This is a genomic window from Sporosarcina sp. Y352 (genome assembly GCF_056786535.1).
The window spans coordinates 396,806-412,962 of the sequence record NZ_JBXCJE010000002.1 but is presented as its reverse complement, the minus strand read 5'-3'; the positions used below and the strand labels follow the sequence as shown (position 1 = coordinate 412,962).

The following is a 16,157-nucleotide window of genomic DNA, read 5'->3' as shown; positions in this document are numbered from 1 at the left end:
CTTTTCAGACTTATTTCTTAGTGAATTCCGGAACTTCGATTTCACCATCTGCAATTTTCTTAGTGAATTCTTCCACTTCGTCCATTACTTCTTGTGGAATTGCTCCACGTGAATCCGCAAGTGCGATACCATCGTCAGCAAGACCGAACGTAGTTATTTCGCCGCCTGGGAATTCACCTTTAGCTGCTAATTCAGCAGTGTTTTTAACTGCGATATCAACACGTTTAAGCATTGAAGTCAATGTAATGTTATCGTCGCCTACTTTACCTTCATCATACTGGTCAGAGTCAACGCCGATTACCCATACATATGCATTTGGATCTGCTTTTTTACGTTCTTTTGCTTCAGAGAATACACCTGTACCTGAACCGCCGGCAGCGTGGAAAATAATATCTACGCCTGAAGAGTACATACGGTTTGCCGTTGCTTTACCAAGTTCCGCTTTTGCAAAGTCGCCTGTGTACTGAACGTCAACTTTTAGTTCAGGTTTTACTGCAGCAACTCCCGCAAGGAATCCAGCTTCAAAACGTTCGATTACAGGAATTTCCATACCGCCAATAAAGCCGATTTTATCGGATTTCGTCATACGAGCAGCTGCAACACCTGCAAGGAATGCGCCTTCTTGCTCTTTAAACATAAGACTTGCTACGTTTGGAAGGTCAGAAACCTCGTCTACTAGTGCGAAATTGTTGTCAGTACGCTGTGAAGCAACCTCTTCAATAGACTCTTTCAACAAGAAGCCAACACCTACGATTAGGTCGAAATCACGTTGTACAAGTTTGTTTAAGTTAGGAAGGTATTCAGCGTCTTCTTTTGATGCTAAGTAATCAAAACCGCCATCGCCTTTTTCTAGCTTGTTTTCTTCACCGTATTCTTGGATTCCTTTCCAAGCAGATTGGTTGAACGATTTGTCGTCCACTCCGCCTGTATCAGTTACCATTGCAATTGAAAAAGTATCTTCATTCGTACCGCCTGTAGACTTCGTATCCTCTTTTTCTTTATCCGTTCCGCATGCACCAAGAATTGTACCTGCAGCAAGAACCATTGATAAAGCTAGTCCAAATTTACGTTTGCTCAATTTTGGAACCCCCCTGTTTTTTTATTAGTAGGACGTATGAACGTCTTATACCCTTTTACGAACAACATGAAAACTGAACTTATCAGCCCGAAAATAGTTTTTAGAGTAGAGGACCATTTCGCCTTCCTCACTGTAATGATGCTGTAGGAGGACAAGTAATGGTACATCTATCCCACATCGGAGAATGGATGATGCCTCATCATCATACCCAATTGGTTCAATGTGTGCCACTGCTTGAGCGATATGGATCGCGCCAGATTTTTCTATTGCATCGAAAATAGACTCATTCAATAGTTCTTCCGTTCCTGCTGGAAGATTTTTTGAAAGTACCTGATCAATACAAAAAACAACTGGATCGCTATCTGCAGTCCTAACTCTTTTAATCGTAACGAGATTATCATTTTCACCGCACTCAAATCTCGCTTGACTCTCTTCACATGGAATGGATTCTGAAACATCCATGAAAATCGTTCCTGGTTCCATCCCCGCATCGCGAATCATTGATGAAACGCTGGATAATTGTTCAATGCCTGATGAAAATAACGGCTTCGGCTTTACGAATGTACCGACACCGTGCTTTCTGAGAATGACTTTGTCCTCTTCCAGCACACGAAGTGCTTCGCGGAGTGTTGCACGGCTTACACCAAGCGTGCGGGCAAGTTCAAACTCAGAAGGGAAACGCTCATTTTCTTTAAAGATACCCAGTTCGATGTCTCTCTTCAGACGTTCAATCACTTGCACATATAGATGCCTTTGATCCGTCTTTACCATCATTACATCTCCCCCTGCGAGGTCAGACCTCTGATGTTAAACGTCAACTACTAATCATCCATACTATATCACTTTTGTCTTATAAAATAAACAACACGAATGAAATTATTATTAGTTCGGATTTTGCGGGTATTTTATTGGACCTATTTTGATTCCTTTTTCATGAGTGGATATCCGTATCGTCTTTCCCCATCAAAACTTGACGTGGTTTACTACCTTCGGGTGGCCCAACAACGCCACGCATTTCCATTTGATCGACTATACGCGCAGCTCTCGAATAACCCACTCTGAATCGGCGTTGCAATAATGAAACTGAAGCAGTTTGCATATCTGTTACAAGTTGGACAGCATCATCATACAAGTCATCCGTTTCTTCATGCGGTGCCACTTCTTCTATTTCTGTCGGAATCATTTCTTCTTGATATTGCGCTTTCTGTTGTTCAATAACAAAATCGACAATGGCCTCTACTTCACTGTCCGTAACGAAGGCGCCTTGAATTCTAACTGGTTTTGCAACACCCGCTGGAAGAAACAGCATATCGCCTCTGCCGAGCAGTTTTTCTGCCCCGCCACTATCCAAAATTGTTCTAGAATCGATAGATGACGATACTGCGAATGCGATTCGTGAAGGAATGTTCGCTTTAATAATCCCTGTGATAACATCTACACTTGGCCGCTGTGTCGCAATGATCAAGTGGATTCCTGCTGCACGTGCCATTTGTGCAAGACGGGTAATGGAATCTTCCACATCACTCGATGCAACCATCATAAGGTCTGCAAGCTCATCTACGATGACTACGATATAGGGCATGCGTGGATGCTTTTCTTCATTTTCTTCATTCCATACTTCGATATGATCGTTGTAACCTTCAATATTTCTTGTTCCCGTATGTGAAAACAGTTCGTATCTTCGTTCCATTTCAGATACAACTTTTTTTAGTGCTTGAGATGCCTTTCTAGGATCTGTGACGACGGGTGCAAGTAAATGTGGAACGCCATTGTAGACATTTAGTTCCACCATTTTAGGGTCTATCATCATCATTTTCACTTCATGCGGTTTCGCACGCATTAAAATACTGACGATTATCCCATTAATACAAACACTTTTACCACTGCCTGTTGAACCTGCAATGAGAACGTGAGGCATCTTGTTCAATTCTGCAAGCATGGCTTGCCCTGTTACATCGCGTCCCAGCGAAATCATTAATTTTGAATCAGGACGGTTGTTCTCTTTCGCTTCGATAACTTCTCGAAGACTGACGACAGCTACGGAACTGTTTGGTACTTCAATTCCAATTGCAGATTTCCCTGGTATCGGCGCTTCAATTCGGATACCACTTGCTGCCAGTGCCAGTGCGATATCATCTGCAAGGCTTACGATACGGCTTACTTTAACACCTGTGTCCGGCAACACTTCATACTTCGTGACAGCTGGTCCAAGATGTACTTCGGTAACTTTTGCTTTAACCCCGAAGCTAAGGAACGTTTTTTCAAGCTTTTGTGCATTCGCTTGAATGGAGTTGTATTCTTCAGATTGATCAACCAGTGGCGTCTGTCTCAGTAAATTTACTGGAGGCAATATATACGACTCGTTCTCTTCTTCTCCTGTGACACCTTTTATATAAGTACTAATTTCACCAGTGATTTCTTTTTCTTCTTCAACGACTGCTGCCTGCTCATCGCTGGGTGCTTTGTCAATTCGTTCACTGAATGCCGAAATAATTGGTTGTGATACAACTTCCTCAATTTCCGCTTGGGAACTCGGTATGTCTATTTGCGGCGGTTCATCAGCAACTTCAGTTCTCTTCGATTTTGAGCGGGTCGTTCTTGGTGCAGTCCGGTCTTTTTCGACTGCCTGCGCTTTTCTTGTAAATGTACCTTTCATATTTCCGGCAAGCTTAGGCAAACGTTCAGCAAGATAGGGAACGAGCGCTTTCCCAGTTATGAGTATGAGACCAATGATAAACAACAAGACTCCAGCGACCGTTGCTCCAGCTGAATCGAACAAGGAAAAAAACATTGTGAAAAGAAATGCGCCTGCCATTCCGCCGCCAAGTGCTCCACTCCTTGACGTAATACCATCATTCGTAATAAGCACTTTCCATGTTTCCCTTAGTACTGAATCAGTCATAAGGACACGACTTTCATACAATTCTTTGAACAAATGGACATGGCTAAAGAGAATCAGACTTGCGAGTATGAAAAGGCTACCTGCGACAATTCGATTTTTCCAGCCGCCCATTTTCTGCTTAATCATAAACATGAGTGCCTGAATAATGAGTAAAAGCGGAATCGCGACATGCCAATTCCCAAAGATGAATCTTGATAATGAGGACAAGCCTCTTCCGGCAACTCCGAATTCAAATATGATGATGATTGCTAGTCCAATCATTGCGATGCCCATCACTTCATATAATAACGGTTGCGATTCAGTGGTCTTTTTTTTCCGTGCATTGGATTTCTTTTTATTGTTCGCCTTCTTTTTCGCCATTTCCTTCCGCTTCCTCCTTTTTACAAAAAAGGGTTTCCCGCCGGTCAGACGGCAAGGAAACCCTTCGAAGCGTTTTTATCGATTCAATTTTCTTGAATCAGTATTCCATGATGATAGGAATAATCATCGGTCTTCTCTTGGTCTGTTGATACAGATAAGAGCTTAGTGTATCGCGTATCTCTTGCTTAATGTTTGTCCATTCAAACGTCTCTTTATTCACATACTTCTCTACAATTTTTCTAACGAGTTTTACTGACTCATCAAAAAGCTCTTCGGATTCACGCACATAAACAAATCCGCGAGAAACAATTTCTGGTCCTGAAGCAATGCGTTTCTGTTTGCGATTCAATGTAACGACCACGGTGAAGATCCCATCTTGTGATAGTAATTTACGGTCCCTTAGAACAATATTTCCAACGTCTCCAACACCGATTCCATCAATCAAAATATTCCCCGCTTGTACTCGTCCACTCATGCGCATTTTATCATTTTTATATTCGACGATATCGCCTTTGTCTGCAATAAATATTTGCGCCTTTTGAAGCCCTGTTTCCTGAGCCAGTTTAGAGTGAGCGATTAGCATCCGGTATTCACCCTGAATTGGAATGAAGTACTTCGGTTGCATCAAGTTCAGCATCAGTTTCAAGTCTTCCGAGCTACCATGCCCCGAAACGTGAACATTCTTACTTGAAGTGAGTACATTTGCACCTGCTTTCGCAAGGTCATTCATAGTCTGGAACATGGATACTTCCATTCCTGGAGATGGTGTGAATGTGATTAGAACAGTATCCGATTCTTTGATGCGAACGTCTCTATGCTGTTTACGGACAATTTTTTCAAGCGCTTCAAGCGGCTCGCCTTGGTTTCCTGTCACGATCACTACGACACGGTCATCATCATACTTTTCAATTTCCTTAACTGGAATGACGATATCATCCTCAATTGTTAAATAACCAAGTTTCATGCCGACTTCGAAATAACTCTCTAAGCTTTTTCCGACGACTGCCACTTTTTTACCTGTTTCAAATGCCGTGTCGAAAACTTGTTGAATCCGGATGAAGTTTGACGCATAAAGCGCAACTAGAATACGACCTTCAGCTCCGTGGAACGTTTTAGATAGGCTTTTTTCGATAACGGACTCGGAAGTTGTATAACCCGGGCGCTCCGCTTCTGAAGAATCTGACATGAGGATGAAAACACCTTCCTCACCAAGTAAGGCCATCTTTGCAATATCTGGACGGTACTTGCCTTTAGCGGACTGATCAAATTTAAATTCTCCTGTATGGACAATTGCTCCCTCACTCGTGTGGAAAACGATTCCAAGCGAATCTGGAATACTATGAGTCGTATTAAAGAATGTAACATGCGTACATTTGAAATTCATGCGACTTTTGTTTGTAACTTCAAAAAACTTGACGTTGGAAGGTGCTGGCATCGCTTTCAGATGTTCTTTTGCAAGCGCAATTGTCAATTTAGATCCATAGACAGGTGCTTGTACTTTTTGCAACAAGTACGAAATTGAGCCGATTGCATCTTCATGGCCGTGCGTTAGGAAGATTCCTTTCACACGTTCTTTGTTTTCTACAATATAACTTATATCTGGAATGACGATGTCAATTCCAAGCATTTCTCCTTCAGGGAACATAAGCCCAGCATCAACGATAAATAGTTCTTCATCGACTTCGACCACGTACATCGCTTTCCCGATTTCCCCAACTCCACCGAGTGGAATGACTCTAATTACTTCATTTTTTGGTTTTGTCACTTTGTTTCCTCCTATTAATAATTCCCGTCCATAACGACTAATTTTCATTATACGGGAGAGTAGCAATCTGTACAAACAAAAAAAGCCGGTATTCGCTACCGGCTTTGATTAATTAAATATATGAGACTGCTTTTTATAGTTATCCCATACTTTATCAAATTGGATATCTACTTCTTCAAAAGGAACTAACGGGAGTCTTACCCCTCCGGTTTCAACACCAATTTTCTTCAATGCATATTTCAGAGGTACTGGATTCGGATCGGAAAACAGTGCGCGGAATAATGGAACCAAAGCCCTGTGCATTGCTCCTGCTTGTTCTGTTCTACCCTGTTTAAACGCATTAACCATCTGTTGCATTTCGTTTCCGACGACATGTGCCGCTACCGATACGACCCCTTTTCCGCCGATTGCAAGAAGCGGAAGTGTGAGTGCATCGTCACCGCTATAAACTGAGAACCCATCGTCCGTTCCCGAAATGATTGCTGACATTTGCTCAAGACTACCGCTTGCTTCTTTTATTGCGCGGATATTCTTCACTTTTGACAGTTCAATAACAGTCTCCGGAAGCATGTTCACGACGGAACGTCCCGGAATATTGTAGAGCAGTACAGGCAGTTCTGTTTCGCCTGCAATTGTTGAAAAGTGTGCGTACATCCCTTTTTGATTGGGCTTGTTGTAGTAAGGCGTGACAAGCATGATACCATCCGCCCCAAGTTTTTCGGCCTGCTTTGTCAGCAGTATGGATTCAGCAGTACTATTCGTTCCAGTTCCCGCAATTACCGGTATTCTTTTATTTACTTGTTCAATTGTAAAAGCCAGCATAGCTTCCTTTTCTACAGTCGTAACGGTCGGCGACTCACCCGTTGTACCATTGACGACCAGTGTATCTGTTCCATTTGCAATCAAATGCTCTATCAGTTTAGCTGCTCTATCGTAATCGACTTCACCTGTAGATGAAAAAGAAGTGACCATCGCTGTAGCAATCTGTCCAAGTTCCATTTATGATCAACCCTTTACTGAGATTTGTTATTTAATCAAAGCTTCTGCGATTTGTACTGAATTCAATGCTGCCCCTTTTAGAAGATTGTCCGATACAATCCACAGGTGGAATCCTGCTGGATGATTTGGATCTTTCCGTATACGGCCAACAAATACTTCGTCTTTTCCTTCTGCGAATAATGGCATTGGATACAGTTGTTTGGAAGGATCATCTTGGACAACAACGCCTGGCGCATTTTCCAGTAAAGTATGAAGTTCTTCCACGGATACATTTTCTGAACCGATTTCAATATAAACGGATTCGGAATGCCCCGTGACGACAGGCAAACGAACGCATGTCGCTGAAACAGAAATTTCTTGATCACCAAATATTTTTTTCGTTTCATTCATCATTTTTAATTCTTCAAGTGTATAGCCTGACGGATCGAATGAATCGATCTGTGGAATTGCATTAAAAGCAATTGGATAGTGACGTTCCGCTGATGCAGATGGTAAGACAGCTGCTTCAATCTCTGAACGTTTTTCAAACTGCTGGCTTTGATTTTCCAATTCATCAATCGCTTCGGATCCTGCACCTGAAACCGCCTGATATGTCGAAACAATAATTCGGTTCATACCGAATTTTTCACGGATTGGCTGTAGCGCAGTTACCATCTGAATCGTTGAACAGTTTGGATTTGCAATGATTCCAGTATGGTTACTTAAAGCATTCGCGTTCACTTCTGGCACTACTAGAGGAATTTGGTCTTTCATTCGGAATGCGCTCGTATTATCTATAACGACCGCACCTCTTTTCACTGCCTCAGGTGCAAATTTTTCTGAAATCGATCCTCCTGCACTGAAAAAAGCGATATCAATGCCTTCGAATGATTCCGGTACTGTTTCTTCAACGATATATTTAAGGCCACCTGCAGTAATTTCTTTTCCCGCAGATCGCTTCGAAGCTAATAGTTTAATTGTTTGTACAGGATAATCACGTTCCAGTAACTTTTCAAGTATTTTTGTACCAACTGCCCCCGTCGCGCCTACTATTGCTACATTCACTTTTTTCATCTCTATCTCCCTTTCAGCTTATACAGATGTATAAATAACCAGGACGTGTATAAATAAGTCTTATTTCCGCATCGCTACATTATGTAGCATATTTAATGGAAATACTTTAGTCCTTAACATCGTTAGCAGTTCATTGGAGGAATTATATCATATAAAAGAATATTCTGCCCTGTATTTTTATATTTTTTTATGAATAATCAATAATGGTTGGAGTTGTCTTTTTTCGAGGGCTGCAACAGTTGCGGGTACCATAAGTGTAAAATCAGAGATAAGTGAATTCGGTTTTTTGATTGGATCGTCCTGTCCGAACGGAATAAAAAAGACATTTTTCATATTTACCAGCTTCATGAGGTTCATCGCATTTAAACCGAGTGCATCGTTCGTTGAAATTCCAATGAGTACTGGACTATCATTGCGCAACGTAGCTTTTGCCGCCATCAATACAGGCGAATCCGTGGCAGCATTCGCAAATCTACTCATTGAATTTCCTGTCATCGGTGCGATAATCATGCAATCGACAGGGGTACTTGGACCGAATGGTTCTGCTCCAACAATGGTAGAAATTACTTTTTCTCCCGTCGCCCCTTCGATACGTGCAATCCATTCTTCCCCTGTTCCGAAGCGCGTTGCAGCGGTTAAAACTGAGTGAGTGATAACTGGTATAACGGTCGCTCCAGCGTCTTTTAGTGAATCGATAACCGGAATAATTTCTTCATACGTACAATGTGAAGCTGTAATGCCCAGTCCTACTCTTTTTCCCTTTAACATGGAGTTCCCCTTTCATCTTCTATAGATCCTCTCTAGCGCATCCGCTAATGCGGCTGCGGCGTCAACAGGAAAATGTTTTCCCGGTAATCCTAGGAGTACTGTATAGTATTCAGACGAAAGCCGTTCCTTTAGGCAACCCGGGGCTGATGCGAGGTCGAAAATATGCATACCCGGGGTTTCTGAAAGCTCCAACCATTTTGCGGGAATCGTATTAATGAGCGTACCCTCTAGCATTGACCACTTACTCGTTAAACGTTCGGTCTTATATCCATGAATGGATGCTTCCCCCAGTTGTTCATCGGACCTAGCGACAACGGTAATATGGGCTCCTAGGGATGCAAGTGCATGCGCAGTCGCCTTTCCAACTTTACCAAAACCCGCTATGCGGAAAGTACTACCGGAAATGCATCTGCCCGTGCGTGAATAATAATCGTGGATAAACCCCTCCGCAGTGAGTAGTGCATTTTGCCAGATGAACTGTTCTTCCTTAAGATAGGTATGGATTTGAAGTCCGGCCTCTTTGAAGGGCATCAGCCATTCTTCTGATGCGATCCCTGTATACAGTTCTGTATCTTTTCCTAGCAATGCGGGTGGTAGCGACCCACCCATTTGTAAAATCGGAAAAACGATATGCTGTGGTTTAAGTTCCTCAATCTGTTCACGAAGTTTTTCAGAAAAAACATCAGTCGCACTATGGTGACTGATGAATCCTTTCTCAGACCATATTCGACTACAAGCTGCTAATCTATTATCTGTTCCTATAAAAAGCCACTTATTCTCTGTCATCGCTATCCAACATTTCCATACTATGCGTTTTTCCAAACAGAATGCGGTGTTCTCCAATTAAGACAATCTCATGCCAAGGTATGAATTCATCGGAAGTTTCTTGACGGTTCTTGAATGAAAAGCGACCGAATTTCTTCTTTATTTCAAATCCGATAATATCACCTGTTTTCCCATTAAAAATAAGGTCGGTATCCGCCAAAAAACCATAGCGAACACCGTCCTCAACTTGAATAAGCTCCTTTTGAGCAAGTTCTGATAGTAGCATCGTCAAATCCCCTTTCTTTCATCTCCATTCATCATATGAGTTGAACAAGGAAAAACTGACTGACACGAAAATCATTTTTCATATTCGTTTATAATGTCTTTTGGTGCAATTATTGAAATAGCTCGCTTTCCTGTAAAAATATCATTTGCCATTCTATAAACTTGATTCAATTCGACTTTGTCAATCAGGGAAACGACTTCATCGGCTGTTTTATGTTCTTGCAAAATAAGCTCATTTTTACCATTGCGATGCATCCTAGCTTCTGAACTTTCTAATCCTAGCAGGAATCCACCTTTTAGCTGCTCTTTCGCATTATATAATTCTTTTTCAGTAATGCCTTCATTCAAAACTGAATGGATGACTTCATCGATTGTCTCGGATAATACCTTTAGGTTTTCGGGTGATGTCCCGCCGTAAATCATGAAAGTCCCAGCATTTCGATAGGCCGAGAAATAGGAATGGATCGAGTAAGCCAGGCCACGCTCTTCACGGACTTCCTGGAATAGGCGCGAGGACATCGAGCCACCAATTATACTGTCTAGAACTATTAATTCATGAATCCGTTTATCATCTACAGGAAGACCTGGAAAGCCTAGACAGATATGTGCTTGTTCAATATCTTTAGCTTTAAGAGAAAGACCTTCATGAAATGTTGGTATCGTAGAAAAAGCCTGTTCTTCAACCTTTTCAGCCCGTTTGAATGAACCAAATTGGACTTCAATGAGCCTGATTAGTCGTTCATCATAGTTTCCTGCAAGAGAAATAACAATCCGTTCGGGCGTATAATTGTTCTCCATAAATTCTTCTATCATTTCACGGTTAAATTTGTTGATTGTTTCTTCATTGCCGAGAACCGGTTTGCCGATTGGCTGTTCTGGATACATGGTTGCCCAAAGTCTTTCGTCCACATCATCATCAGGTGCGTCTTCAACTGCCGCGATTTCATCAAGGACAATCGATTTCTCTTTTTCTATTTCCACTTCATCAAACTTCGAGTTGAAAAACATATCCGTCAAAATGGAAAGTGCGCGTGGTGCCTGGTGTCCAAGCACTGTCGTATAATAGCACGTCATTTCTTTGGATGTGAATGCATTGACGTCACCACCGATACGGTCAAATTCCTCTGCGATCGTCCGTGCGCTTCTTGTTGCCGTTCCTTTAAAGAGCATATGTTCAATGAAATGGGCAATCCCTGCTTCTGATTCCATTTCATCCCTTGAACCCGTGCCGACCCATATACCGAGTGCTACCGAGCGTACATGAGGCATCGTTTCATGGATGATTCTAACGCCATTCTGGCATAGATGTGTTTTTATCATTTCTCTGATTCCCCCTTTTAAACTTAATTCTATTATAGCTGTTCCTAGTATAATTAATGAAAGAACAAAAAGCCTCCATCTTCACTTGAAGAGGGGCTTTTCAATCTGTAATTGTAATTCGATTCAGTTATTCGCTTTTTCTGCTGCTTCTTTTTCTTCAAGTATAACAACTTTTCTAGACAAGTTAACTCGTCCTTGGTTATCAATTTCAATTACTTTAACAAACATTTCATCATTCAGTTTTAGAACGTCTTCAACCGCTTTTGTGCGTTCTTCTGCAATTTCCGAAATATGAAGCAGTCCATCTTTCCCTGGGAAGAGTTCGAGGAATGCACCGAATTTTTCAACTCGTTTCACTTTCGCCATATAATATTCGCCGACTTTTGCTTCGCGAACAATATTTTCAATCATTGCTTTCGCTTTTGTATTCATGTCATTATTTGGAGAAGAAATGTAAATAGTACCATCTTGTTCCGTATCGATTTTGACATTTGTCTCTTCGATAATTTTATTGATAACTTTCCCGCCTGGTCCAATTACGTCACGAATCTTATCTGGGTTGATTTTGATGACAATAATTTTAGGTGCGTATTGCGAAAGCTCTTCACGTGGTCCTGAAATTGCTGTAATCATATGATTCAATATTACCAAGCGCCCTATTTTTGCTTGTGTCAATGCTTCTTGCAAGATTTCTCTAGATAGACCTTCGATTTTAATATCCATTTGAAGTGCAGTAATTCCTTTTTCAGTTCCTGCTACTTTAAAGTCCATATCGCCGAGATGATCTTCCATCCCTTGGATATCAGACAGGACAGAGTAGTTATCCCCTTTTTTCACAAGTCCCATTGCGATACCCGCAACCGGTGCTTTAAGTGGTACCCCTGCATCGAGCATCGCCATTGTTGAAGCACAAATGGATGCTTGTGAAGAAGAACCGTTTGACTCGAGCACTTCTGCTACAAGACGGATTGTGTATGGGAAGTCAGTATCATTCGGGAGAACTGCTGAAAGTGCGCGTTCTCCAAGTGCACCGTGTCCGATTTCACGACGACCTGGTCCACGAATTGGACCTGTTTCACCGACACTGAAATTCGGGAAGTTATAATGGTGCATAAAACGTTTTGTTTCTTCCAGGCCGAGGCCATCAATGATTTGTACTTCCCCAAGTGCTCCTAGTGTACAAACACTAAGCGCTTGCGTTTGGCCGCGCGTAAAGAGACCAGAACCGTGTGTACGTGGCAAAATGCCTACTTCTGATGCAAGTGGACGAATTTCATCGAGACCACGGCCATCAGGACGGATCTTATCATCTGTAATAAGACGACGCACTTCTTCTTTAACGATGTGCTCTAATACGCCTTTTACTTGTTTCATTGTCGCATCGTCCGCTTCGTTTTCTTTGTAGCGTTCAATGACTTCGTTTTTCACAGCATTGATAGCATCTTCGCGTGCATGCTTCTCAACTGTCTGGATTGCATTAACAAGATCGGTTTCGCAGCTATTTTTAATATCAGACATAATTGTTTCGTCCAATGTGAATAGTGCAACATCTGTTTTTGCTTTGCCAACTTCAGCAATAATTTTTTCCTGGAACTCAATCAGTTTAATGATTTCACCATGACCAAACATGATGGCTTCAAGAATGATGTCTTCAGCGACTTCTTGTGCGCCTGCTTCAACCATGTTGATAGCATCTTTCGTACCAGCGACAACAAGGTCAAGCTCACTTTTCTCCAATTGTGCCGGTGTTGGATTGACGATGAATTTTCCATCGATTAGTCCAATTTGAATACCAGCAATCGGTCCTTCAAAAGGAATGTCAGAAATCGACAATGCAAGTGAAGAACCGAGCATTGCTGCCATTTCAGATGAACAGTCTTGATCAACTGACATAACCATTGAGATAACTTGTACATCATTACGGAATCCATCTGCGAATAAAGGACGTATTGGACGGTCAATCAGACGGCTTGTTAAAACAGCCTTATCAGATGGACGTCCTTCGCGCTTAAGGAAGCCACCGGGGATTTTCCCAACCGCATACATACGCTCCTCGTAATTCACTGTAAGCGGGAAGAAATCTAACCCCCGTGAATTTTTAGAAGATGTTGCAGTTGAAAGTACTGTTGTTTCTCCGTAGCGTACGAGTACTGCTCCATTCGCCTGTTTTGCAAGTTGTCCCGTTTCAATTGTTAACGGTCGTCCTGCCCAATCAAGTGTGTATACTTTTTTTTCGGTCATAATTGAACCCCTCTCCACATCTCAGCCTGAACTGTTTACGTGTATGTATTAATAGTAGTGTAAGTGATAGCGCTCAGTGAACACAAGTTTTTATCATCATTAACCGTCGTCATGGCACATTTGTATAGTATACCACTTTATTGTCGTTTCTAATATAGAACAAGGTAATTAATGAAGTTTTGATTTTTTGTGGAGATTTGAACAGGTCGAAACACATTGTGCCAGTTACTGACACCAAACACTTTAAAAAACACAAAAAAAAGCGGGCACAAGGCCCACTTTCGATAGTCATCTTATTAACGGCGAAGGCCGAGTTTAGCAATAAGATCACGGTAACGCTGAACTTCATTGTCTCGTAAGTATCTCAAAAGTCTTTTACGAGTTCCGATCATTTTGTAAAGACCACGACGTGAGTGGTTGTCTTTCTTATGAAGACGGAAATGTTCTGTCAGGTTATTGATCTCTTCTGTAAGTACTGCGATCTGGACATCTGCTGACCCAGTATCAGTTTCATGAATTTTGTATTCACTGATCAATTCATTTTTACGCTCTTGTGTTATAGCCATCTTCTTCACCTCCAATAGTAAGATATCCCCGGTTCCCGAGCAAGCGTTGGTGATTCGCGATGCCAAGGAATGGTTTGTGCACATTGGCACGTATTTATAGTACCATGCCTATTTTTGAAATGCAACCATCATTGATGCGCTTCTAGAATGTCTTGTGCGCTAATTTTATCTTTGGCAATTTGTTCAACTAGCAGATCGATAGAACCGAATTTTTGCTCGTTGCGGATATGCCCAATCCAGTCTACAGATGCTTCCTTGCCATAAAGATCTCCGGTAAAATCGAGTACATGCACCTCGATGACAGCGGGCCTATCGCTCGGATCATGGAACGTCGGTTTAACGCCGACATTGCACACTCCCTTATAAGTTTTTCCATCCACAATAAAACGCACTGCATAGACACCATTTGCAGGCAACACTGTACTACTCTCAGGCATGACGTTGGCAGTTGGAAATCCAAGTAGTCTTCCCCTCTTCTCACCATCAACGACTATGCCCACAGTCCGAAAAGGTCTACCTAGAAGCAATTTCGTCTCTTCAACATTACCTTCAGACAAAAGCTTCCGAATTCGTGTTGATGAAATCTTTTCCTCGTTATCCGTCACTTTATTAATAACCGTTGTACCGAATGCTTCGTCTGCCAATGCAGCCATCTGTTCCATCGAACCTACACCCTTTGAACCAAATGTAAAGTCAAATCCTGCAGTGACATGCAAAACATTGAGTTCCTTCAAGAAAATATCAACAAATTGCTTAGGCGAAAGCGAGGCAAGCGCCCAGTCAAACGTTACGATGAACAAAGCATCAATCCCCATAGCACTAAGCAGCCGAACTTTTTCCTGATGCTGCGTGATATAACCTACCTTATTCTCACCATCACCAAATAGATGAGAGGGGTGTGGATCAAATGTCATAACTGCCGAACGGATGCCAAGTTCTTCAGCCTTTCTCTTCGCTTCGTTGATCACTGTCTGATGACCTTTATGCAAGCCGTCAAAGAAACCGATTGCAAGGGAATAATGCGAGTCGTTATCAACCATTATTGTTCCTGGATAATGTAATTTGTAAATGTCCATTGTAATCGCTCCCCTTACCTGTTCAATGGAAACATTTTTTCAGGCTTCATAAGACCAAGCTTGGTAGGATGCTTCCTGTAAATTGCGAGTGCCTTACCTTCATTCATAAATACGATTGCCTCTTCACTTTCAAGCAGTGGATGCTCAGGCAGCACTTGTCCATTTTCTACTTTTTCGAGAAGCTCTTTAGTGACTTCAATGGCAACGAAATCGCTCAGTGCATCTTCCAGCGGACGAAGTATCGTGGTAATTTGTCCTTCTTCCTGAAGTGACCTGACTTCATCCAACGTACGACAATCGTCCTGCACATACGTCCCTGAAGATGTCCGGACGAGGGCTGCCATATGTGCAGGAAAGCCCAATAGCTCGCCAATTTGTACCGCAAGTGTTCGGATGTATGTTCCTTTCCCGCATGCGACCCTAATACGGAATGAAATCGATTCTCCTGCGTACCATTCTACAGGGTCTAACAATTCGATTTCATGTATAAGAACTTTTCGCTCTGGCCTTTCAACCTCTATTCCTTTTCGTGCATATTCGTAGAGTTTGCGGCCGTTCACTTTCACAGCGGAGTACATGGGTGGAATTTGAGTAATTTCGCCTGTTAATTTTGTGAGAGCTGCTTCAATTTCGGTCCTTGTAATATGTTTTGGCGATAAGTCTGAAGCCACAATCGCTCCATCCGCATCTTCCGTTTCCGTTGAAGTCCCTATGGAAACAAGTGCCACATATTCCTTCCCAGAGTCCGTTACGTATTCAGCTACTTTTGTCGCTTGCCCGATACAAATCGGTAATACACCTTCTACGCTCGGATCCAGTGTACCCGTATGTCCCACTTTTTTAGTACCAAGAATTTTTCGCAATTTGAATACACAGTCATGCGAAGTCATCCCTTTTTCTTTCCATAAAGGAAGTATTCCATTCATTCATGTCGCCACCTTAGAAGTTACATTAATATGTAAAAATAGGAAGTCGGAAA

At 42.1% G+C, this 16,157-nt stretch carries 14 protein-coding genes; all 14 read right to left on the bottom strand.

Translation table 11 applies throughout. The annotated features are described in order from the left end of the window. Window positions 1–10: 10 nt before the first annotated feature. On the bottom strand, window positions 11–1,078 hold the full coding sequence (locus AC1TO6_RS04970) for a BMP family lipoprotein (protein WP_482100495.1): 1,068 nt from the start codon (window positions 1,076–1,078) through the stop codon (window positions 11–13). 45 nt (window positions 1,079–1,123) lie between these two features. Then, window positions 1,124–1,852: a GntR family transcriptional regulator gene (locus AC1TO6_RS04965; protein ID WP_482100494.1), complete on the bottom strand. Its 729-nt coding sequence runs from the start codon at window positions 1,850–1,852 to the stop codon at window positions 1,124–1,126. A 157-nt stretch (window positions 1,853–2,009) separates the two neighbouring features. After that, window positions 2,010–4,340 carry a DNA translocase FtsK gene (locus AC1TO6_RS04960; RefSeq protein ID WP_482100493.1) on the bottom strand — a complete coding sequence of 777 codons (2,331 nt, stop codon included), beginning with the start codon at window positions 4,338–4,340 and terminating at the stop codon, window positions 2,010–2,012. Between the two features lie 97 nt (window positions 4,341–4,437). Further along, on the bottom strand, window positions 4,438–6,105 hold the full coding sequence (locus AC1TO6_RS04955) for a ribonuclease J (protein WP_482100492.1): 1,668 nt from the start codon (window positions 6,103–6,105) through the stop codon (window positions 4,438–4,440). Window positions 6,106–6,213: 108 nt separating this feature from the next. Next, entirely contained in the window at window positions 6,214–7,104 is an 891-nt protein-coding gene (gene dapA / locus AC1TO6_RS04950) for a 4-hydroxy-tetrahydrodipicolinate synthase (protein WP_482100491.1), read from the bottom strand. Between the two features lie 27 nt (window positions 7,105–7,131). Continuing rightward, window positions 7,132–8,157 carry an aspartate-semialdehyde dehydrogenase gene (locus AC1TO6_RS04945; protein ID WP_482100490.1) on the bottom strand — a complete coding sequence of 342 codons (1,026 nt, stop codon included), beginning with the start codon at window positions 8,155–8,157 and terminating at the stop codon, window positions 7,132–7,134. A gap of 177 nt (window positions 8,158–8,334) precedes the next feature. After that, window positions 8,335–8,925 (bottom strand): dipicolinate synthase subunit B, encoded by a 591-nt coding sequence (locus AC1TO6_RS04940; RefSeq protein WP_482100489.1) that lies wholly within the window; start codon window positions 8,923–8,925, stop codon window positions 8,335–8,337. 12 nt (window positions 8,926–8,937) lie between these two features. Continuing rightward, a complete protein-coding gene (locus tag AC1TO6_RS04935) occupies window positions 8,938–9,711 on the bottom strand; it encodes a hypothetical protein (protein WP_482100488.1) in 774 nt (257 codons plus the stop codon). After that, window positions 9,698–9,976, bottom strand: a complete 279-nt coding sequence (locus AC1TO6_RS04930; RefSeq protein WP_482100487.1) for a YlmC/YmxH family sporulation protein — start codon at window positions 9,974–9,976, stop codon at window positions 9,698–9,700. Before AC1TO6_RS04930 ends, AC1TO6_RS04935 begins: the two co-directional genes overlap by 14 nt. A 71-nt stretch (window positions 9,977–10,047) precedes the next feature. Beyond that, window positions 10,048–11,295 (bottom strand): M16 family metallopeptidase, encoded by a 1,248-nt coding sequence (locus AC1TO6_RS04925; RefSeq protein WP_482100486.1) that lies wholly within the window; start codon window positions 11,293–11,295, stop codon window positions 10,048–10,050. 123 nt (window positions 11,296–11,418) lie between these two features. Continuing rightward, window positions 11,419–13,536: a polyribonucleotide nucleotidyltransferase gene (gene pnp, locus AC1TO6_RS04920; protein WP_482100485.1), complete on the bottom strand. Its 2,118-nt coding sequence runs from the start codon at window positions 13,534–13,536 to the stop codon at window positions 11,419–11,421. 296 nt (window positions 13,537–13,832) lie between these two features. After that, on the bottom strand, window positions 13,833–14,102 hold the full coding sequence (gene rpsO, locus AC1TO6_RS04915) for a 30S ribosomal protein S15 (protein ID WP_482100484.1): 270 nt from the start codon (window positions 14,100–14,102) through the stop codon (window positions 13,833–13,835). A 128-nt stretch (window positions 14,103–14,230) separates the two neighbouring features. After that, on the bottom strand, window positions 14,231–15,178 hold the full coding sequence (locus AC1TO6_RS04910; protein ID WP_482100483.1) for a bifunctional riboflavin kinase/FAD synthetase: 948 nt from the start codon (window positions 15,176–15,178) through the stop codon (window positions 14,231–14,233). A gap of 14 nt (window positions 15,179–15,192) precedes the next feature. Then, complete coding sequence (gene truB / locus AC1TO6_RS04905) at window positions 15,193–16,104, bottom strand: tRNA pseudouridine(55) synthase TruB (protein WP_482100482.1); 912 nt, start codon at window positions 16,102–16,104, stop codon at window positions 15,193–15,195. Window positions 16,105–16,157: the final 53 nt, after the last annotated feature.